Origin of the sequence: Muricoccus pecuniae, assembly GCF_014199205.1 — a bacterium.
GTDB classification, from domain to species: domain Bacteria; phylum Pseudomonadota; class Alphaproteobacteria; order Acetobacterales; family Acetobacteraceae; genus Roseomonas; species Roseomonas pecuniae.
This window is the reverse complement of record NZ_JACIJD010000005.1, coordinates 22,179-41,250: the sequence shown is the minus strand read 5'-3', so window position 1 is coordinate 41,250 and position 19,072 is coordinate 22,179. Positions and strand designations below refer to the sequence as shown.

23 protein-coding genes are annotated in these 19,072 nt (G+C 69.3%); 4 read left to right on the top strand and 19 right to left on the bottom strand.

Annotated elements, in window-relative coordinates; translation table 11 throughout:
• Positions 1-29: 29 nt before the first annotated feature.
• Positions 30-632 (bottom strand): transposase, encoded by a 603-nt coding sequence (locus FHS87_RS06775; RefSeq protein ID WP_184515335.1) that lies wholly within the window; start codon positions 630-632, stop codon positions 30-32.
• A gap of 205 nt (positions 633-837) precedes the next feature.
• Here FHS87_RS06775 and FHS87_RS06770 point away from each other — a divergent pair, with 205 nt between their 5' ends.
• Positions 838-1,920: a hypothetical protein gene (locus FHS87_RS06770; protein WP_184515332.1), complete on the top strand. Its 1,083-nt coding sequence runs from the start codon at positions 838-840 to the stop codon at positions 1,918-1,920.
• A gap of 247 nt (positions 1,921-2,167) precedes the next feature.
• Here the strand turns inward: FHS87_RS06770 and FHS87_RS06765 are convergent, their stop codons facing one another.
• The 9 genes from FHS87_RS06765 to flgB form a co-directional block, all read right to left on the bottom strand.
• Positions 2,168-3,256, bottom strand: a complete 1,089-nt coding sequence (locus tag FHS87_RS06765; RefSeq protein WP_184515329.1) for an SMP-30/gluconolactonase/LRE family protein — start codon at positions 3,254-3,256, stop codon at positions 2,168-2,170.
• A 206-nt stretch (positions 3,257-3,462) separates the two neighbouring features.
• Positions 3,463-4,500, bottom strand: a complete 1,038-nt coding sequence (recA, locus tag FHS87_RS06760) for a recombinase RecA (protein WP_184515327.1) — start codon at positions 4,498-4,500, stop codon at positions 3,463-3,465.
• 177 nt (positions 4,501-4,677) lie between these two features.
• A complete protein-coding gene (locus FHS87_RS06755; protein ID WP_184515324.1) occupies positions 4,678-6,219 on the bottom strand; it encodes an ATP-binding protein in 1,542 nt (513 codons plus the stop codon).
• 35 nt (positions 6,220-6,254) lie between these two features.
• Positions 6,255-7,307, bottom strand: a complete 1,053-nt coding sequence (locus tag FHS87_RS06750; protein WP_184515321.1) for an EscU/YscU/HrcU family type III secretion system export apparatus switch protein — start codon at positions 7,305-7,307, stop codon at positions 6,255-6,257.
• A gap of 3 nt (positions 7,308-7,310) precedes the next feature.
• The gene (locus FHS87_RS06745; RefSeq protein WP_184515318.1) at positions 7,311-8,087 is read right to left on the bottom strand and encodes a flagellar biosynthetic protein FliR; all 777 of its coding nucleotides are present in this window, start codon (positions 8,085-8,087) and stop codon (positions 7,311-7,313) included.
• Complete coding sequence (locus FHS87_RS06740) at positions 8,084-8,359, bottom strand: flagellar biosynthetic protein FliQ (protein ID WP_184515315.1); 276 nt, start codon at positions 8,357-8,359, stop codon at positions 8,084-8,086. The genes FHS87_RS06745 and FHS87_RS06740 overlap by 4 nt, the downstream gene beginning before the upstream one ends.
• Before the next feature lie 14 nt (positions 8,360-8,373).
• Positions 8,374-8,661, bottom strand: coding sequence for a flagellar hook-basal body complex protein FliE (fliE, locus tag FHS87_RS06735; RefSeq protein ID WP_184515312.1), 288 nt, complete (start codon positions 8,659-8,661; stop codon positions 8,374-8,376).
• Positions 8,661-9,068 carry a flagellar basal body rod protein FlgC gene (gene flgC, locus FHS87_RS06730; RefSeq protein ID WP_184515309.1) on the bottom strand — a complete coding sequence of 136 codons (408 nt, stop codon included), beginning with the start codon at positions 9,066-9,068 and terminating at the stop codon, positions 8,661-8,663. Before flgC ends, fliE begins: the two co-directional genes overlap by 1 nt.
• Before the next feature lie 16 nt (positions 9,069-9,084).
• Positions 9,085-9,486, bottom strand: a complete 402-nt coding sequence (flgB, locus tag FHS87_RS06725; RefSeq protein WP_184515306.1) for a flagellar basal body rod protein FlgB — start codon at positions 9,484-9,486, stop codon at positions 9,085-9,087.
• 94 nt (positions 9,487-9,580) lie between these two features.
• Here flgB and FHS87_RS06720 point away from each other — a divergent pair, with 94 nt between their 5' ends.
• The 3 genes from FHS87_RS06720 to fliP are packed head-to-tail and all read left to right on the top strand — an operon-like array spanning position 9,581 to position 10,806.
• Positions 9,581-9,832, top strand: a complete 252-nt coding sequence (locus FHS87_RS06720; protein WP_184515303.1) for a hypothetical protein — start codon at positions 9,581-9,583, stop codon at positions 9,830-9,832.
• 12 nt (positions 9,833-9,844) lie between these two features.
• On the top strand, positions 9,845-10,090 hold the full coding sequence (locus tag FHS87_RS06715; RefSeq protein WP_184515302.1) for a FliO/MopB family protein: 246 nt from the start codon (positions 9,845-9,847) through the stop codon (positions 10,088-10,090).
• A 50-nt stretch (positions 10,091-10,140) separates the two neighbouring features.
• Positions 10,141-10,806 (top strand): flagellar type III secretion system pore protein FliP, encoded by a 666-nt coding sequence (gene fliP, locus FHS87_RS06710; RefSeq protein ID WP_376766423.1) that lies wholly within the window; start codon positions 10,141-10,143, stop codon positions 10,804-10,806.
• A gap of 117 nt (positions 10,807-10,923) precedes the next feature.
• On the opposite strand, the gene speE is transcribed toward fliP, so the two are convergent.
• From speE to FHS87_RS06665, 9 genes are all read right to left on the bottom strand, one after another.
• Entirely contained in the window at positions 10,924-11,796 is an 873-nt protein-coding gene (gene speE / locus FHS87_RS06705) for a polyamine aminopropyltransferase (RefSeq protein WP_184515300.1), read from the bottom strand.
• Between the two features lie 72 nt (positions 11,797-11,868).
• Positions 11,869-12,315: an adenosylmethionine decarboxylase gene (gene speD, locus FHS87_RS06700; protein WP_184515297.1), complete on the bottom strand. Its 447-nt coding sequence runs from the start codon at positions 12,313-12,315 to the stop codon at positions 11,869-11,871.
• Positions 12,316-12,474: 159 nt separating this feature from the next.
• Entirely contained in the window at positions 12,475-15,270 is a 2,796-nt protein-coding gene (locus FHS87_RS06695; protein ID WP_184515294.1) for a hypothetical protein, read from the bottom strand.
• Positions 15,270-15,824, bottom strand: a complete 555-nt coding sequence (locus FHS87_RS06690; protein ID WP_184515291.1) for a protein phosphatase CheZ — start codon at positions 15,822-15,824, stop codon at positions 15,270-15,272. The genes FHS87_RS06695 and FHS87_RS06690 overlap by 1 nt, the downstream gene beginning before the upstream one ends.
• Complete coding sequence (locus tag FHS87_RS06685) at positions 15,817-16,197, bottom strand: chemotaxis response regulator CheY (protein ID WP_184515288.1); 381 nt, start codon at positions 16,195-16,197, stop codon at positions 15,817-15,819. The genes FHS87_RS06690 and FHS87_RS06685 overlap by 8 nt, the downstream gene beginning before the upstream one ends.
• Before the next feature lie 16 nt (positions 16,198-16,213).
• Positions 16,214-16,852 carry a MotE family protein gene (locus tag FHS87_RS06680; protein ID WP_184515286.1) on the bottom strand — a complete coding sequence of 213 codons (639 nt, stop codon included), beginning with the start codon at positions 16,850-16,852 and terminating at the stop codon, positions 16,214-16,216.
• Between the two features lie 8 nt (positions 16,853-16,860).
• Positions 16,861-17,283 (bottom strand): DUF6468 domain-containing protein, encoded by a 423-nt coding sequence (locus tag FHS87_RS06675; RefSeq protein ID WP_184515283.1) that lies wholly within the window; start codon positions 17,281-17,283, stop codon positions 16,861-16,863.
• Positions 17,280-18,335: a flagellar motor switch protein FliM gene (fliM, locus tag FHS87_RS06670; protein WP_184515280.1), complete on the bottom strand. Its 1,056-nt coding sequence runs from the start codon at positions 18,333-18,335 to the stop codon at positions 17,280-17,282. Before fliM ends, FHS87_RS06675 begins: the two co-directional genes overlap by 4 nt.
• Positions 18,332-18,895: a flagellar basal body-associated FliL family protein gene (locus FHS87_RS06665; RefSeq protein WP_184515278.1), complete on the bottom strand. Its 564-nt coding sequence runs from the start codon at positions 18,893-18,895 to the stop codon at positions 18,332-18,334. The genes fliM and FHS87_RS06665 overlap by 4 nt, the downstream gene beginning before the upstream one ends.
• Positions 18,896-19,072 lie beyond the last annotated feature (177 nt).

Sequence of the window (19,072 nt, the reverse complement as noted above, 5' to 3'; positions counted from 1 at the left end):
GGGGACGTCGAGGGTGGGGGGCGCGGGCATCAGGGCCATGCCAGCCTCACCGTGCGGGGGATACGCCGGCGCCCGAGCGCGGCCCTGGCCAGGGCCTCGATACTCCGGAGATAGGATTTGGCCGCCGCGAGTTGAAGCGCCGTGCGCGGCGCGGGGGGCATGGGGGCCCGGCGGAGGGTTTCGGACAAAAGCGGGTCCGGCAGCAGCCAGGGCGGGCCGTTCAGCGCCGTGCGCAGCCCGAGCTTCCGGATCAGCAGCAGGAGAGGCATCCCGCCCAGGCGCGCGGCCCGGCGCGTGGCGCGGAGGATCGCGTACTCGATCCCGCGCAGGGGATGGTCCGGGCCGCACTCGGCGAGCGCTTCGAGGAGGCGGTGCCAGAGGCCGGCACGCGTCAGGCGCCGGAAGAAGCGGGCCACCGTCTCGGGGCGGCCGTAGGCTTCGGGGAGGAGGCGCCAGGGATCGCCGGGGGTGGAGGCGAGATGGAAGATCGCGTCCATGCGGTGGCGGAGATCGGCGATGCGCCGGCCCTGGGGCGCGCGGGGCAGGACATAGGGGGCGAGGGCGTGCCACTGGAGGTCGGTGAGCGGCGACCAGGGCCGGGGCGGGGTGAGGCGGGAGGTGGTGTGGGACATAGGCGGGCCTCCCCAAACAGTATTCCAACCATAGAGGAATTTAGTCCTTTTGTCAAGGTGCTCCGCTCCGATTTGACGTTCGAATCGGGTTGTCGACTAGGCACTCAACGATCAGCGTCGCAGCTTCAGAAAAGCACTCTTCCGCAATAGGCGAATGTCAATGTCCGAGAGACCTGAAAGTTCGAGCACCCTGGTTGATCGGCAGGTGAGCCAGATCGGCTTTCGATTTCAGGGCGGAATTGCTAGTAGAGGGCAACTCAGCTTTTATGAGGCAGGTCGTTACCGTTATGCTGCTGCGCGCCTCCTCTATACTGCCGAACATTTCCGCAAAACGGGCGAAGTGTTAGAACGACTCAGTGTTTATGTCGAAGCTGACTTCCGCGTAACAGCTCCTATTGATGGTTCTTTTTTAGAAAACGTCTGGCTCTATGCGGCGCCGGCCATAGCAGACGCAAAACAAATTCAATCATTTCTCAAAATCCCCTTCGATAAGCTCTTTCCATACATCTGGTCCAAGCTAATTCCCAGCACTTCGGGAAGTCAGCAGCTGGCAAAAATTGCAGAGACGCAGGCTGATGCTATTCAACAGATGGCCAAAGCGAGCCAGGAAAGAGAGCGAACAGCCCAAGTACAAGCAACACAAGAAACCGAGCGACTTCGCATCATAGCGACTCTTCTTCGAGCCGACACAGGCGGAACTCGCGATAACCGCGCGGAAGCTGAAGAGATCAGTGAAATCTTAGCGAAGCGGGCGAACTCACCCGCTCGTATCTTAACTGACGATGGAACCGGAGATTTCATTGCAGATGAATTAAAAGCCGAGAACAATAGAAACAACCTCTTGGAAGAAGTTCAAGAGGAGATGAATCGTGTTGATCCCGAGGGGGAAGATCGCATTGTTGAAAAGATGCGAAAGCTTGTTCCTGATCTTGCTCAGCCGCTAAAGAGATCGGCAACGAAAATGTCCCTTGAAGTCACAGAAAAAGCCATTCCGATTGCCATCCTTAACAGCAAACGGGTTGCACAAATCTCTCATACTGCAAAAGACGAGCACCCAATACGCCTAAACGGCAACATGATCAAGCTCGACAAAGAGACAGGCTACGGCCGATTTAGGCCAACAGGGGCCAGAACTCCTCTGTCATTTACAATACCAAGGGAAATCTTCAATTTACAGCGTGCCAGCTTCATAGGAGCCTTTACTTCACGCGAGATATCGGTCGAGGCTTTACCGTACCGGGATGGAATTGGAAATATAACAAAACTTATTTTGCTACGCGTTCTGTAGTTAGCCTTACACGAGAACGGCTAGGAACATCGAAATCCATCCAGGCGCCAACCCCAACAGCACTGGTCCAGAAGCCTCCATTTTGTAGTAAAGAGAATATCGGAAAAAGCAAAGTTCTTCATTGCCTCAGCAGGGCGCCGCAACGAAAAAAGGCCGCCCCGGAGGTGCAGCCCTTCATCGTTCGATGCCAGCGAAGGGATAATTCCACCGTGGCGGCGACGAGCGTCGCCCGCCCGTCGTCCCTCCATCACACCGCCCCGTGCGCCTCGACATAGAGCGCGTAGAGGGAGTGGCTGCTCGTCATGTAGAGCCGGTTGTTCTTCGGCCCGCCGAAGGTGAGGTTGGCGCAGCGTTCCGGCAGGCGGATGAAGCCGATCGCCTTGCCCTGGGGGTTGAACACCATCACCCCGTCCAGGTCCTCCGGCTTGCCCCGGAGCCCGTAGACCTGCCGCCCCCCGACCTCGCGAGGCTCGGCTTCCAGCAGCCCGTTGCTGCCCCAGCCGCACCAGAGATTGCCGTCCCGGTCCACCTTGAAGCCGTCCAGCGCGCCCTGGTCGGCGGCGTCGATCAGCTTGGTCCGGTTCCCGACCGTGCCGTCGGCGCTCACGTCGTAGCTCCAGATGCTGCGGTTCGGCGTGCCCCGCCACTCCACGACGTAGAGCTTGCGCTCGTCGGGCGAGAAGGCGAGGCCGTTCGGGTTCATGATGTCGGTGATGACGGCGGTGAGCTTCCCGTCGGTGCCGATGCGGTAGACATTCGTGGTGGCCTGTTCCGGCCGGGCCCGGCTCCCCTCCCACTCGCCGTTGATGCCGAAGAGGGGATCGGTGAACCAGATCGTGTCGTCGGAGCGGACGACGATGTCGTTCGGCGCGTTGAGGCGCTTGCCCTCGAAGCTGTCGGCGAGAACCGTGATGGAGCCGTCCTTCTCCGTGCGGGTCACGCGCCGGGTCACCGAGTGCTCGCAGGTGAGAAGGCGGCCCTGCCGGTCGCGGACATTGCCGTTGGCGTAGTTCGCGGGATGGCGGAAGACGGTGAAGCTGCCGTCCTTCTCGTCATACTTCATGATGCGGTTGTTCGGGATGTCGCTGCACAGGAGGTAGCCGCCCTCGGGGAAATAGGCGGGCCCCTCGGCCCAGCGCATGCCGCTGGCGAGCTGCTCGACCGTGCTGCTGTAGATCCGGTAGCGCGCGAAGCTCGGATCGAGGATCTGGACGGCCGGGTCGGGGTAGCGCTGGTTCGGCACGAAGGGGAAGGACTGCGCCCCCGCCCCGCCTGCGGCCAGCGCAGCACCCGCGGCCATGCCGCCGGCCCTCAGCAGGTCACGTCTCGTCTTCATCCCTGTCCTCCCTTTCCCGCGCTGGTCCGCTCGCACCGATCGCCGAGTCGTCCGTCTTCGCGGCTCAACGCGCCATCGCTAGCATCCCGCCCGGACCGCGCCCAGGGAGGGCCTTGCCCCTGCCCTGCGAGACGAGGAATGGGCCGAAACGAAAAAGGGCCGCACCCGGAGGTGCGGCCCTTCGTCGTTCAGCGCCCGCGCGGGGATCACTCCGCCGCGGCGGCTTCCTCAGCGTCCGGGGCGACCATCATGGCGTTCGCCACCTGGCCGGCCTGCTCGCGGATGCGGCGCTCGATGCTCTCGGCCATGGCCGGGTTGTCGCGCAGGAACTGCTTCGCGTTCTCGCGGCCCTGGCCGATGCGCTGGCTGTCGGCGGAGAACCAGGCGCCGGACTTCTCGACCACGCCGGCCTTCACGCCGAGGTCGATCAGCTCGCCCACCTTCGACACGCCCTCGCCGTACATGATGTCGAACTCGACCTGCCGGAACGGCGGGGCCATCTTGTTCTTCACCACCTTCACGCGCGTCTGGTTGCCCGTGACCTCCTCGCGGTCCTTGATCTGGCCGATGCGCCGGATCTCCATGCGGACGGAGGCGTAGAACTTCAGCGCGTTGCCGCCCGTGGTCGTCTCGGGGTTGCCGAACATGACGCCGATCTTCAACCGGATCTGGTTGAGGAAGATCATCATGCAGTTGGAGCGGCTGATAGAGCCCGTCAGCTTGCGCAGCGCCTGGGACATGAGGCGGGCGTGGAGGCCGACATGGCTGTCGCCCATCTCGCCCTCGAGCTCCGCGCGCGGCACGAGGGCGGCGACGGAGTCGATCACCAGCACGTCGATCGCGCCCGACCGGACGAGGGTGTCAGCGATCTCGAGCGCCTGCTCGCCGGCATCGGGCTGGGAGATGAGGAGGTTGTCCACATCCACGCCGAGCTTGCGGGCATAGCCGGGGTCGAGCGCGTGCTCAGCGTCGATGAAGGCGCAGGTGCCACCCTTCTTCTGCGCCTCGGCCACGCATTGCAGGGCGAGCGTCGTCTTGCCCGAGGATTCCGGGCCATAGATCTCGATGATGCGGCCCTTGGGCAGCCCGCCGATGCCGAGCGCGAGGTCGAGCCCGAGCGAGCCGGTGGAGATGACCTCCACCTCCTCGTTCATCTGCTTGCCACCCATCCGCATGATGGAGCCCTTCCCGAAGGAGCGCTCGATCTGGGAGAGAGCGGCTTCGAGAGCCTTGTTCTTTTCCATTCTGGAAGTAGCCCCTTGGCGTTCGGCGGACGCGTTCCCTGCGTGCCGCCGGCGGATGAGTTGGCGGCCCTGGGGCCGCCTGCCTCACGCGCTTGTTAAACGGCCGGGGGGGCTGCGCACAAGCGCCAAACACCGCCCCGGTCCGTGCTGTTCATATTATGTTCACGGCCGGGGAAATCAAGTTCTTTCCCCCAGGGGGAGGCCGGAAACGAGCTCCACGAGCTGGGCCGGGCGGAAGGGCTTGGCCAGGAAAAGAATGCCGTCCCGGCCGAGATCCTCCCCCAGCGCCGCCTCCGCGTAGCCACTGACGAGGACCACCGGCAGGCCCGGCCGGCGGTCCCGCACGGCGCGGGCGAGGGCGAGGCCGTCGAGTCCCGGCATCGAGATGTCGGAGATGACCGCGCCGGGTTCCAGCCCCTCCTCGATCAGTTCCAGCGCCTCCTCCCCGCCCTCGGCCTGGGTGACGCGGTGGCCCGCGCGCTCCAGCGCGACGGCGGTCAGGCGGCGCAGCGGCGCCTCGTCATCCACCAGCAGGATGTGGCGGCCCGCCTCGTTCCTCGTGGCGACGGGGGCGGCGGCGGGGGCGGGCGCTGGCTCCTCGCCCGCCTTGCCGTCGTGGCGGGGCAGGAAGATGCGGAAGCGCGTGAGGCCGGGGCGGCTCTCCACCTGCAGCGCGCCGCCGGACTGGCGGACGACGCCGTGCACGGTCGCCAGGCCCAGCCCCGTGCCGCCCTGGCCGGCACGGGTGGTGAAGAAGGGCTCGAAGACGTGGCCGATGATCTCGGGCGGGATGCCGGGGCCCGTATCGGTCACCTCCAGCACCGTCCAGCGGCCGGGGGGCAGCGCGTCCGGCAGGCCCGGCTCCTCCCCCAGCGCCACGGCGGTGTCGGTGGCGATCGTCACCCTCCCCTCCCCGCCCATGGCGTCCCGCGCGTTGGCGACGAGGTTGAGCAGTACCTGGTCGAGCTGCACGGGATCGACGCGCACCCGCCGCCCGAGCGCGCCCGGCCGCCATTCCAGCGCGATGCGCGAGCCGAGCAGGCTCCGCAGCATGGGCCGGGCAGCTGCGACCGCCTCGTCGAGGTCGAGGACGCGCGGCTCGAGCTGCTGCCGCCGGGCGAAGGCGAGCAGGCGCCGCACCAGCGCCGCCCCGCGCGCGGCCGCGTCCTGGGCGGGGGCGAGGGCCTCCGCGGCACGCGGCGCGGCGGAGACGGCCGCGTCCATCGCCCCCATGATGATGGCGAGCAGGTTGTTCACGTCATGCGCGATGCCGCCGGCGAGCTGGCCGATGGCGCGCAGCTTCTCGCCCGCCTCCGCCTCCTCCCGCCGCCGCCGCTGCTCCGACAGGTCGGTCACGAGCAGGGCCCGCCGCCCCTCGGGCAGGACGGCGAGGTGCAGCGAGGCCGGAACCGGCGCCCGCCCCTCCGGCGCGGCGAGGCCCGCTTCGAGCCACCCCGGCCCCTCCTCCCCCATCCAGGCGCGTACAGCCTCCCGCGCGGCGGGATCGAAGAGCGAGAGCACGGCCATGCCGGGACGCAGCGGCTGCAACGGGCCGAGCATCGCCCTCAAGGGCTCGTTCGCGCGCAGCACGGCGTCCGAGGAATCGAGCAGGGCCGCGCCCTGGGGAAGGGCATCGAGCAGCGCCGCAAGCCCGGCCTCGACACCGTCCACGCGGCGCGCAGCACCGAATCCCAAGACCTGCCGAATGCCATTCGCCATGGGGCGCAGCCTAGCGTGCCGGCGCGCCACGTCCATCATCCCACCCGGCGAGAGCGCGCGCGCCAGACGAAGGCAATGATCTCGGCCACGGCCTGATAGTGCTCGGCCGGGATCTCCGTATCCACGTCCAGCTTGAACAGGGCACGGGCGAGCGGCGGGTTGGACACCAGCGGCACGCCGGCCTCCCGCGCCTTCTCGCGGATGCGCGCGGCCAGCTCGTCGGCGCCCTTGGCGAGGATGCGCGGCGCGGCCGATGACCCCTCATCATAGCCCAGCGCCACGGCGTAGTGAGTGGGGTTGGTGATGACGACGGCCGCCTTGGGCACCGCGGCCATCATGCGCTGCCGCGCCCGCTGCTGGCGAATGGCCTTCTGCTTGCCCTTCACATGCGGATCGCCCTCCGCATCCTTCGCCTCCTCCTTCATGTCCTGCCGGCTCATGCGCAAGCGGCGGAGGTGGCGGAAGCGGGTGAGGAACACGTCCCCCGCCGCCAGCACGGCGAAGGCCACGAGCGTGGCCGCGACGAGCCGCATCCCCTGGTCCATCGCGACGCCCAGCAGCCCCGCGGCGGGCTGGTGGAGCACGGCCTGCAGCAGCTCCGGCGCGGCACCGGCATGCCAGATGGCCGCCCCGACGAGCGCCATCTTCAGCACCGTCTTGAGGAACTCCACCAACGACTCCGGGCCAAGGATCCGCTTCAGCCCGGCCAGCGGCGAGAGGCGTGAGAATTGCGGCGCCAAGCCTTTCGCGGAGACGAGGCCGCGCGTCTGTAGCAGCGTCGTGCCCGCCGCGCCCAGGGCCGCCGCCCCCAGCACCGGCACCAGCAGGGTCGCCGTCGGCGCCAGCACCTCCAAGGCCTGCGCCGGTGTCATCTCATGCCCGCGCTCCAGGATGCCTCGTAGCGCCCGCAGCAGGTCGCGGCCGAGCGAGGGCAGCGCCATGCCGGCAACGAGAACCGCGAGCAGCAGCGCCGCGAAGGCGGAGGCCTCGCGCGAGTTCGGGACCTGCCCTTCCTGCCGCGCCTGGTCGAGGCGCCGTGCACTCGGGGCCTCGTTCCGGTCCTCGGCCTCCCCGCCGCCCTCCGCCATGGCTCAGCGGAGCCCCGGCAGCACGGACCAGCCCGCCTGCAACGCTTCCTGGAAGTTCTCCAGGATCGAGGGCGCGAGCAGGGCGAGCAGGGCCAACCCGGCCAGGATCTGCCCAGGCGCCGCGACGAAGAAGACCTGAAGCGAGGGCGCGACGCGCGCAACCAGCGCCATGGCGAGGTTGATCGTCACCGCCGCGACCACGAAAGGCCCGGCGAGACGCAGCGCGAGCGCCAGCATGGACGCGCCTGCCGCCGCCATCTCCCCTGCTGCCTCCCCCGCCGCCCAGGGGGAGCCCGGCGGCATCAACGCGTAAGAATCCGCCAGGGCGCGCAACGGCAGAGCGTAGAGCCCGGTGGAAAGGACCAGCACCGCCGCCGCGAGGCTCCCCAGCCGACCCAGGGCCGAAGCCCCGCCACCCAGCGACGGATCGGGAACGAGGATCGCGGCCAGCCCAAGAAGCGTCGCACCGGCCTGCAAGGCAACGGAGAGAGCGAGCGCGAGGATCCGTGCCAGACCACCGATCCAGAGCCCCGTAACCACCTCCAGTGAGATGAGGCGAAGGGTTTCCGGCACCGAATCCGGCGCCCCGGGAAGCCCCGGCGCGAGGACGGGAAGCAGGACCGGCACGAGCCCGAGAGCGAGGGCGAGGCGCACCGGCGCGGGCACGTCCTGCTCGCCCAGCCCAGGCAGGATCATCGCCGCCGCGCCCACCCGCGCCAGGATCAGCACCGCCTGGAAGGCCAGCGCCGGCAGGGCCTCGAGCAGCGCGGCCTCGGTCACGGCAGGCCGCCGAGCGTGATCATCCGGTCGAAGAGGGTCACGGTCCAGTCGCGAAGCACGCCCACCATGAAAGGGCCGAGCAGGAGCAACCCGCCGCCCGTGACGGCGAGCTTGGGAAGGAAGGCGAGCGATGCCTCCTGGATCTGGGTCAGGGCCTGCACGACCGACACCGCGAGACCGACCACCAGCAAGGCCACGAGCAGCGGTGCCGACATCTGCAGGCACACCCAGAGGGCATCCCGGAAAGACTGCGCGATGAGATCGGTTTCCACGCCCCGCGCCTCCGTCAGATCGGCATCCGCATGACGTCCTGGTAGGCCGAGACGACCCGGTCCCGCACCGCGACCGCCGTCTGCAACGCCATCTCGGCGCGGCTCACGGCAAGGACGGTGTCCGTCACGCTGACCTGCCCGAGCATCGCGCCCGTGCTCGCCGCATCGGCCTGGCGTCCCGCCTCGACGGCCCCCTCGATGGCGCGCTTGAGGGCACCCCCGAAGCCCTCTCCGGCCGGCGCCGGCCCGGATGCGGTTCGGTAGGCGGAGGCGGCCGCGGCGGCGCCGATCGGGGCGGGCATCAGCGCAGCGCCTCGATCGTGCGCGTCAGCATCCCGCGCGTGGTCTCGAGCACCGAGAGATTCGCGCTGTAGCTGCGCTGGGCCTCGCGCATGTCCATCACCTCGATGAGACTGTCGACATTCGGCGTCTTCACGTAGCCCTGGGCGTCGGCCGCGGGATGCGCGGGATCGTAGCGGCGCGGAAACTCACCCGGCGCCTGCCCGACCCGCGAGACGCCGACCGTGCGCGCGCCTGTCGCCCGGTCGACGCGATCGGCGAAGCTGACCGTCCGGCGCCGGTAGGGATCGGCGCCGGGACTCTCCCCCGTGCTGTCGCGATTTGCCAGGTTCTCCGCGACCACGCGGAGCCGCGTCGATTGCGCCGCCATCCCGGCGGCGGAGATGCGGAGCGCCTTGTCGAGATCCATCCGACTCTCCTCTTACCTATCCGTTCCGGCCGAGTGCCGTTCGGAACATGCCTGTCCAGCGCTTGTGCAGCCCCATCGCCAGCGCGTGCGCCGAATCCGTGTCGGCCACCTTGATGGCCTGCTCGTCCAGCGACACGGCGTTCCCGTCCGGCGAGACCTCCTCTGCCGGAGCGGGCCGGGCCGCCGGGCCGCTTCCCCCGCTGCCGGTCAGGTGCCGGAGATCGGTCCGCGCGAGGGAGGCGGCGTCCCCGGCCCGGCGCAGATGCTGGGCGAAGGGAGAGAGATCCCGGGCGCGGTAGCCTGGCGTGTCGGCATTGGCGATGTTGCGCGCCAGCACCTCCTGCCGCCGGTCGAGCCAGCGCAGCCGCTCTTCGGCGAGTTGCATCGGGTTGCCTGTGACGGGGCCGGGGCTGGTCATGCCCGGCATCTTCCGCCGGCTTCCCTAATCCTTCCTTTATGCCGCGGCGGGCGCCGTTAACCGTTCGGCAAGAGAGCAGGCGCAAGCTCCGGCCATGAACAGCACGCCGCAAAATGCCGTGCTCACCGCCGTCGATGAACTGCACGGTGTGCTGAGCCTCGCCGAGGCCCTCCTGCTCGCAGGGCGGCAGCTCGACCTCCAGGGATTGGACGCGGAGGTCGCCTCGATCTGCGACGCCGTCAGACACCTCTCGCCCGAGGAGGCGCGGGCGGCCCGCCCTGCGCTCACCACCCTTCTCGCCATGGTCGACGGGCTGCACGCCCGCCTCTCCGGCCGCGCAGCATGAGGAGCCGGACCGATGGGCGAGGGAATGGGCCAGTGGATTTCCGCCGCGGGCGCGCTGGCCGTGGTTCTGGGCCTGCTCTGGATGCTGGCGGGCCTGGCCCGGCGCGGCGGCCTGGCGAGCCCCGGTGCGCGCAGGGTCCGGGTGGTCGAGGCGACGCCGATCGACTCGCGCCGCCGGGCGGTGATCCTGCAGGTGGACGGCCGGGAAGCGCTGCTCGTCACCGGTGGCCCGAACGACAGCTTCATCGGCTGGCTCTGACCGCCGCGGCGCTACTCCTGCTCGCCCCCACCGCCGCCCTGGCCCAGTCCTTGTCGCTCGACTTCGGGAGCACGGGCTCGGGGAGCACCGCGAAGCTGGTGCAGCTCACCGCCCTCATCGGGCTGCTCTCCCTCGCGCCGTCGCTGCTGGTGATGGCCACCGCCTTCGCGCGGATCGTGATCGTGCTCTCGCTCCTGCGCAGCGCGATCGGCGCGCAGGGCATCCCGCCCAACCCGGTGCTGATCGGCCTCGCCCTCTTCCTCACCTTCTTCGTCATGCAGCCGGTGGTCGAGGCCTCCTGGACCCAGGGGCTGCAGCCGATGCTCGCGGGGCAAGTGGCGGAGCTGGACGGGCTGGCAGCCTCGGCCGAGCCCTTCCGCCGCTTCATGGTCGCCAACGCGCGCGACTCCGACCTGGCCCTGTTCCTCGACCTCGCCCGCCTTCCGGCGCCGGCCAGCGCGGATCAGACGCCCTGGCGAGCCCTGGTGCCGGCCTTCATGGTCAGCGAGCTGAAGCGCGGCTTCGAGATCGGCTTCCTGATGTTCCTGCCGTTCCTCGTCATCGACCTCGTCGCGGCATCGCTGCTGATGTCGCTCGGCATGATGATGCTGCCGCCGAGCGTCGTCGCCCTGCCCTTCAAGATCATCTTCTTCGTCATGGTCGATGGGTGGCGCCTGGTCTCGGCGAGCCTCGTGCAGGGCTTCTCCGGCCAGTAGCAAGGGGAGAAGCGGCCGCCGCGCTCCCGTGTCCCCAATCCGTCACCGCGCGCTGCGACGCTGCGCAGCGGGCGACGGCAAAACGGGAACCGGTGAGGCGCGGCGGCCGAACCCGCCTCAGCCCTTACGCGGCAGGTGCTTCGCGATGTAGGGCGGCAGGTGGAAAGCCGCCGCATGGATCTCCGGCGTCCAGTAGCCGGTCTTGCCGAGAACCCCCGCCCGCTCGGCCCGCGCGCGGATCTCATCGACGCCCACCGCGCGCATCGCGGCATCCTTCGCCGCCCAGCCGAGCGTCATGTAGCCGCCGACATAGGTGGGCACCGCGGCGACATAGGCCCAGATATCGGGGAAGACCTTCCCGCGCCGGACGGAGGTCTCGGCCAGCTCCTCGGCCTGCATCGCCGGCACGCCGCACTGGTTCACGATCAGACCGCGATCCGAGAGAAGGCGCGCCGCATTGGCGTAGAACTCGTCGGTGAAGAGAACCTCGCCGACGCCGATGGGATCAGTGCTGTCGACGATCACCACGTCGAAGCTGCCGGCCTCGGCCTTGCGGACGTAGTCGATGCCGTCCGCCACCAGCACCTCGGCGCGAGGGTCGTTCCAGGCATCGCCTGCGATTCCCGGCATGTGCTCCTTGGCAAGACGGATCACCTCGCCGTCGATCTCGACCATCACGGCCTTCTCGACGTTCCGGTGCTCCAGCACGCGGCGGAGGACGCCGCCGTCGCCGGCACCGATGATCAGGACGCGTTTCGCATCGCCATGCGCCAGGAGCGGCACATGGGTCAGCATTTCCTGATAGACGAACTCGTCCATCTCGGTGATCTGCACGACGCCGTCGAGCAGCATGACGTGGCCATGCGTCTCCGACTCGAAAACCATGATGTCCTGGAACTCGGACTTCACCCGGGCCAACTCGCGAACCACGCGGAAGCGCTGGCCCCAGGCGGGATAAAGCGTCTCGTTCACCCAGGAATCGGTGGTCATCTCAATCTCCGGACAGAAGAAGGGGGCGGACCCTAGGGCCCGCCCCCGGTCTCGTCTCGTGACGTCCGTGCGTCAGGCCTGCATGCCGCGGCGGTGCTCGGCGAGCTGGACGCGCTCGGGCAGGAAGCCGCGCTTCAGCACGGGGATCGCCAGATACGGGTCGCACACGCCGCAGACGAAGATGTCGAGGGCGGCATAGGCCTTCTCGGGCCAGGTGTGGATCGACACATGGCTCTCCGCCAGCACCAGCACACCGCTCACCCCGCCATTCGGCTGGAAGTGGTGGAAGTGGCCGTGGAGGATCGTCGCGCCGGTCTCAATCGCGGCCTCGCGCAGCACCTCATCGATATGCGCGGGATCGTCGAGGTTCGTGGCACCCCAAAGATCGATAATCAGGTGAGTCCCGGCGAAGCGGACGCCGTTCTTCTCGACGAAGTAGTCCTTCGCCTCTTCAGTGAACTGGGCTTCGCTCGGGCTTTCATCCGAGACCATCCCCAGCGGAGCAACAAGAAAGTCCATTTGCGGGCCCCCATTCCTCGACCGGCGATGACCAGGGCGATCGGTGATTCGATCAGGTCAACGGCCGCGGCATATGGGGCAAGCGGACCCGGGTCGCAAGAGAAATAGGCGCTTCCAGGCCGAAAAAAACGCGGCTCCCCCCCGCGTACGACGCGTGGCTCATCCGGGATTTGCGGCTGCGGTCCGGAAGGCCTCCAGCCGGTTCGGGAATCCCCGGAAAAGGTCCAGTTCGCGCTGTAGCCTCGGCAGGTCGGAAAGGCCGCGGACAGGATCCGCCGTCAGGGCGGCCAGTGCGTCGGCGATTGGCCCCGAGGCCAGGCGCCCCAGCCAAGCGGCGCGGATGGCACCGAGACGGGCGTTATCACCCCCGAGGGCAGCGAAGGCGGCAGCGCGGAGGATCTCTCGCGGGGTCGCCGGATCGTCGGGGCGAGCGGCGGCCAGGGAGAGGAGCGCGTCGGAAGCGCCTGCCCAGTCCTGCTGCTCGGCGAGCAGGGCAGCGAGCGCGGTCAGGCCGGCGGGCCCGAGGCTGCGGAAGATCGCCGCAGCTTCGTCCCGTGCTCCCATCGCCGCCTTGGCCCGAGCCGTCAGCAGGCCGCGGGCGACCGCCTCGGCCGGGTCGGCCTGCGCCGCCTGGAGCACGGCCAGAGCGCCGGGAGCGTCCCCGGCCGCCAGTCGCAGCCCTGCGAGACGCGTGACCAGACCGGCGCGCTGGCCTGGCGCCGCCTGTTCGAGCGCCTGCTGGGCCAGAGCCGCCCCGCGTTCCGGAAGGTCCATCGCCGCGAGCCGCTCGGCCAGCAGCGCCAGCGCCTCCGCGCCCCGGCCATCCCGCGGCAGGAGGGCGGCATGGGTTTCGGACATAGCGACGGCGACGGTCGGTGACTCTCGAGCCAGGGCCTGAAGAAGCGCCCCCTCCTGGGCCGGGCGGATCTGCGCGGCTTGGTCAGGGAAGATCCCGACCGCCTCCTTCAGCATCTCGAGCGCGCCACGGGAATCGCCCGCGGTCTGGCGGAGAGCCGCGATACGCATCCGCGTGCCCAGTTCCTCTGAGTCCCCGCGCCACGCGAAGAGGCCGGCCTCCAGGGCCGTCGCGCCACCAGCCGGGTCCAGGGCGCCGGTTGCGAGGCGAATTTCGACCGAGCGGCGCAGTGCCTTCGCCCGGGCGAGGCGATCCCGCCCCGCCGCCACGCCCACGTAGAGGTTGAGCGCGTCCGCGGCGCGGCCCTCGGCCTCCGCGAGCCGCGCTCGGGCATAGGCGAGGTCGGATCGGTCCCCAACCGCGCGCAGCAGCCGGTTCGCGGCGGCGAGGTCGCCTGCCTCAAGCAAAGCCTCCGCGGCGACTGGCAGTAGCCGGGCCTTCAGCAACTCGGGATAGCCGACCAGCAACGGAATCGTGGCCGCAAAGCCGGGCGAAGCGGCCGCCGTATCGCCGTTCGCCGCGGCGAGCGCCGCGCGCCAGAGGGTAACCTCGTCATTGCCCGGCAGGTTCGCGGCCGAGAGACCCTGTGCTTCGGAAATCCGGCTCGCCAGCAACGCGGCCGCGCCGTGGGCGACAAGGCTGCGAGGATCGGTCGAGGCACGGGGATCCTCTTGGAATGCGAGGCGGATCATCGCCTGCGCTTCCTGGGGCAGACCTAGCGCGAGCAAGGCTTCCGCGGACTCGCGGCGGAGGGGCAGGCGGGCGAGTGGGGGGGCAGCCGCGATATTCGCCTGCAGGGAACGCAATCTCTCCTGAAGCGCGCTCGTCTCGATTGAGGGCACCTCCATGATCCGCGTCATGCTGCCCGCCTCGGCATTGGGATCTGCAGCCGCCACACCGGAGATGCCGGAGAGGATGAAGCGATCGCCCACACGCCGAAGCGCCGCCGTATCCGCCCGCGCGAGCGCCGCGACGCCGAGCTGCGTCGGCAACAGATCAACCTGGGCGAGGTTCCTGGCCGTCGGCACGCTCTGGCCCGCCTCCCGCACGGTCCCGACGAGGATGGGAAAACCGGTCTCCGGATCGCTGATCGGCACAGGGCGCCCAGGTGCCGCAGCCCTGAGCACCACCCGCCCTTCCCCGGGCTCCGCAAGGATCGACCTCTCGTGGCTCACCTCAGGCAGAGGAGAAAAAAGCCAGCGCTCGCCATCCCGCCGGGCGCGCAGCATCGCTGGCGGGGAGACGGGGAGTCGCAGGATGGTAGCCTCGGGTAGAGTTTCGGACCGCAACCTGCCGAAGACAGGATCGTCCCTCAGCGGGCCGGTGTCGAACACATGCGGCTGGTCGAGTACGACAAGGAGCGTGTCGCCCCGTCGCAGGACTGCAAGACCTGTCTCGGCCGGGAGCGGAAGAACCAGAACGCGCCCCTCCTTCCCGGCGATGCTCCGCAGCGGCAGACCCGCATTAACCGACGGAGCCGGAGCCGGAGCCGGCGCCGGAGCGGCCTCCCGGATGGGAGGGGGCGGGCCATCGGCAACCGGCGCCACCGGCGGAAGAGCAGGCGGGGTGGGGGTGGAAGCCGCGGGCGCGGGAGCCGGGCGCGCGCTGTCCTGCCCCCGCGCCTGGCGCGCCCCCGCGGCTCGGGATGCGGGCTGAGCGCGCGCCTCCGTGGCGGGCGTGGCTCGCGGCGCCGGACCATCGTGAAGGTCCAGAACGAGGTAGGTTCCCAACCGGTAGTGGCGGAGGCGCGCACCGGGGCGGAGGGTCAGGCGCAGCCCGTCCGGCGCCGGCTCCATCGCGAGAAGATTGCGGGGAAGCCGACGCGCCAGGGAAAGATCCGGCTCCAGCCCCGGGGCGAGGCGCAGGATCAGCCCGTCCTGCACCTCTTCCACGGAGTAGGGGGCGCCCGGCGCGGTGAGGTCCAGCACGATCCGCCCGAGGCCGGGATGGTCACCCACCCGGATGGTTGTCCGCTCCGCCAGGGCCTGTGAGCCGAGGAGGAGCGATCCGCAGATCGCGAGGACCGCCGCGCCGCGCATCAGTCGAAGCTCGCCAGCAGCGCGTCGATCTCCGCCTGCGACGAGGCGGCCGAGGTGGGTTGCGGGCCGTTCGCGAGCCGCTCCCCCTCGGTCTGCGCCGGGGCGCTGCGCGCCGGGAGGGCCGTCGAGGGCGCGAAGCGCCCCGTGGTCTCCCGCACGCGCTGCTCGATCTGCTTCAGCGCGTTCACCACCTTGCCGATCCGCTGGCCCGTGATGTCCTGGAAGGCGCAGGCCTCGTAGATGCGGGTGACGCACACGCCCACCGTATCGGCAGCCTCGGCCGGAAGGCTCGGCTGGAGATTCTCGAGCGTCTCGCAGACGTCCAGGATCTCGTTGGCGGCACTCGCCGTGCTCTTCACCACCTCATCCAGCTCGTCGGTCGCGGCGGGGAGATGTGTGGCGTCCACGTTCTCCACGCGCATCGCCGCGATCTCCTGCTTCGCGGCAGCGACCATCCGGCCCAGCGACTCCAGCTCCTGCAGGAGCGCGGCTTCCGTCTTGTTCAGGCCCGACATCACCTGAAGCGCGATCTCGGCGCGGTCTACCTTAGGCATGAGCCATCACCTTCTCGATCTTCTCGCGAAGCGTCTCCGCATTGAAGGGCTTGACGATATAGTTCGAAACGCCCGCGGCCCGCGCGGCGACGACGTTCTCCGTCTTGCTCTCCGCGGTGATCATGATGAAGGGTGTGGACTTCAGCCTCGCATCGGCCCGAACCTCCTTCAGCAAGTCCAGGCCCGTCATCGGCTCCATGTTCCAGTCGGAGATGACCAGCCCGTAATTGCCGGCGCGCAGCTTCGCGAGGGCCTCCTGACCGTCGGTTGCCTCATCGACATTGTTGAAGTCGAGCTGCTTCAACAGGTTCCGGATGATCCGCAGCATCGTCTTGTAGTCGTCGACGATCAGCACGTTGGTGTTCTTGTCCATCGCGGTAACTCTCCTTTCAATCCGTCCGGTTTTCGGTGGCACGGAGCCGGGCCAACTCCGCTGTCAGGCTGCGGGCCCGGTCGGGGCGCATGGCCCCGATCACCGGGGCGGCTTTCGCCTCCCGCATCCGATTCACGATTTGTACGAGCACAGGCATTTCCAAATCGTCGAAAACGGTGGCCGCATCGCGCGGGCGCATCGTTTCGTAAGTCTTGACCAGGCCGCGCCAGCCGGCCTCCTCGCGCTCGCCGCGGCCCCGGTCCAACTCCTCCAGCCGCGCCTTCAGCGCCGCCATCTCCTCGAGGCGCGCGGTGAGCCTGCGCTCGGCAGCGGCCAGCACCGCCTCTCGCGCCGCAAGGGCGGTTTCCCGCGCCTCGATCTCGGTGCGGCGCTCGCGCAGCCGGCCGAGCAGCGCGCGCTCGGCCTGATCCACCGGATCGGGAGGCGCGGGCGCGGGCTGCGGCTGGGGCGCGGACTGGGCGGGAGCGGGCGCCGGCGGCGGGGCGGAGGCAGCCGCGCTCGCAACGATTCCCCCCTCGCCCGGAAGCGCCTGCCAGAGGGCGTGGGCCTTCACCAGCGCCAGCCCCACGCATGCGAACAGAATGGCGGGCAGCAGACGGGGACGGCCGGGCACGGCCTTGCGCGCCTTCTCCATGAAGTTCGTCACCGCGCCATCCTCAGCGCCCGGAGGAGATCGCGCTCCGCCTGGCTACGGGGCGCGGCAGCCTCCTCGGCAACCGGAGCGGCGGCCGCCGCAGCACCGCCAAGGGCGGGCCGCCCCTGCCTCACCAGCAGTTCCAGGCGGTCGGCGAGCGCCTCGCCGCGGTCCAGCATGAAGCGCAGGTCCTCGCGGAGGGACTCGGCAGTCGCGGTCTGCCGCGCTTGGGTTTCGAGGGCGCTGCGCAGCCCTGCGAGCGCGGCCTGGGCTTCCCGCGTCGCCGTCTCGAAGCCGCTCGCCCCATCGGCGAGGGCGGCGCGGTCCTGCCGCAGCGCGGCCAGCCCGCGCTCAAGTCGCAGGGCGAAGGGCAGCGCCGCCAGCAGCAGCAGCAGCAGCACTCCCTGCAGGGTCCATTCCAGCGCGCTCATGCCTCTTCCTCCGCACCTGCCCGCTTCAGTTCATGATCGATTCGCACGGCCAGCCGGTTCTCCCGCCGCCCCAGCGTTGCCTCGAAGAGGGAGACCTCGCCGCAGCGCAGGCGCACGGGGGCGCCAGGGCCGACATTGAGCGTCAGCCGGTCGCCGGCCTTGAGGTTCACCACGGTCGAGAGCGGCAGGGGCTGCTCGTCCAGAACCACGTCCAGCGACACCTCGGTGTGGCGCAGTTCGTCCGCGAGGTGGTTCTCCCAGATAGAGTCGCGGCCGAACTTCTCGCCCATGAACTGCTGCAGCAGCAGCTCGCGCACGGGCTCCAGCGTCGCGTAGGGGAGCAGCAGCTCCACCTTCCCGCCGCGGTCCTCCATCTCCACCCGCAGCTTCACGAGGATGCAGGCGTTGGAGAGGCGCGAGATGGTAGCGAAGCGCGGGTTCACCTCCAGCCGTTCGAACTGGAACTCCACAGGGCAGAGCGGCTCGAAAGCGGCGGAGACGTCGCGCAGGATGACGCCGATCAGGCGCTCGACCAGCGTGCGCTCGATCGTGGTGTAGGGCCGGCCCTCGATCCGCATCGCCGCCGTGCCGCGGCGCCCGCCGAGCAGAACGTCCACCACGGAGTAGATCATGGCGGAGTCGACCACCATCAGCCCGTAATTGTCCCACTGCCGCGCCTTGGTCACGGCCAGCATCGCCGGCAGCGGGATCGAGTTGAGGTAGTCGCCGAAGCGCAGCGAGGTGATGCCGTCGATCGACACCTCGACATTGTCGGAGGTGAAGTTGCGGAGCGTCGTGCTCATCAGCCGCACGAGTCGGTCGAATACGATCTCGAGCATCGGCAGACGCTCGTAGGAGACGAGCCCGCTGCTGATGATCTGCTCGATGCCGGACTTCGTCTCGCCGACCTGCTCCTGGTCGAAGCCGAGGAGGCTGTCGATCTCGGCCTGGTTCAGGACCCGCGTCGAATCCGCGCCGCCGGCGGGCGCCTTGTCCTCCTCCTCGAGCGAGGCGCCCCAGGCAGCGGCGAGATCCTCTTCCTCCGTGCTCACTGGACGATCATCTCGACGAAGAGGACATCGAGGACGCGGGCCGGGCTGGCGGCGAGCGAGGCCCGGTTCCGGAGCTCCTCGCGCAGGCGGTAGGTGCCCTGGCTGCCCCGCAGCTCCTCGGGCCGCATCTCCCGCAGGTAGGTCTGGAAGAGGTCCTGCAGGCGCGGCATGGCGGCCTGGATCGCCGCGGCGTCGCTCTCCCCTGCCAGCTCGAGCTTCGCCTTCAGCCGGATGAAGGTCGCCCGCCGGCCGGGAACGTTCAGGTTGGTCAGGATCTCCGGCATGTCGAAATAGACCGGCGGCTTGGACGGGACCGAGGGCGCGGCCGCGGTGGGGCCCTTCGCCTCGCCGTGTCCGGCCGCCTCGCCATGCGCGGCGGGCGGTGCGTGCTCCTCAGGGCCAGGGGCGGACTTGCCGAAGGGGAGCAGCCCGCTGAACCAGAGCCCCGCGCCGATGGCGGCGAGGAGCACCGGAAGCGCGATGAGGACGAGCTTCTTCTTGCCGCCGCCTTTCGGGGCTTCCGCCGCTTCGTCCGCCGTGGGTGCAGCCGCCTGGGCCATGGGGTCTCGGGTGCTTCCTGCCGTTCCGATGCCCCGGTTCTGGCCGATTCACCGTTAACAAAGCCCTTAACCCCGGCGAAAACGCCGGGTGCCCGGCAGATCCTGCCGCCTCCCGGCAGCGCGGGCCCCGCGCGCCCCGCTGAATCGCTGGCACCGATGTTGCGCAAACCATTCCGC